This is a genomic window from Pseudomonas sp. KB_15, from assembly GCF_052114525.1.
GTDB lineage: Bacteria > Pseudomonadota > Gammaproteobacteria > Pseudomonadales > Pseudomonadaceae > Aquipseudomonas.
Genome location: NZ_JBFREX010000386.1, coordinates 1 through 353, shown reverse-complemented (window position 1 = coordinate 353; position 353 = coordinate 1). Strand labels below are relative to the sequence as shown.

At 67.1% G+C, this 353-nt stretch carries 1 protein-coding gene; it reads right to left on the bottom strand.

What is annotated here, in order from left to right:
* A partial coding sequence (locus tag AB4Z35_RS31410) for an AMP-binding protein (RefSeq protein WP_442101354.1) occupies nucleotides 1-325 on the bottom strand: 325 nt, incomplete at its 3' end.
* Nucleotides 326-353: the final 28 nt, after the last annotated feature.

The following is a 353-nucleotide window of genomic DNA, read 5'->3' as shown; positions in this document are numbered from 1 at the left end:
GTGCATGGTCGACCGTGGAAAGCCGCGTGACGCCGGACGTCGATTCGCTCGCGCCATAGCCCTGCGACAGCACCGGGCCGATGCGCTGCCACGCCTCGCGGATGCGCGCCGGCGCCATCGGTGCGGCGCCATAGGCCAGCGTCTTGAGGCTGCTCAGGTCGGCAGTGGCAAGCGTCGGCTCGGCCAGCAACATGTTGATCATCGCCGGCACCATGAAGACATGGGTCAACTGCAGGCGCGCGACCTCGGCCAGGAAATGCGCGGGCTCGAACTTCTCGAACAACACCAGCGTGGCGCCGAGGAACAGGTACGGCTGCATCAGCATGCCGGAGGCATGCGTGACTGGGCCGATC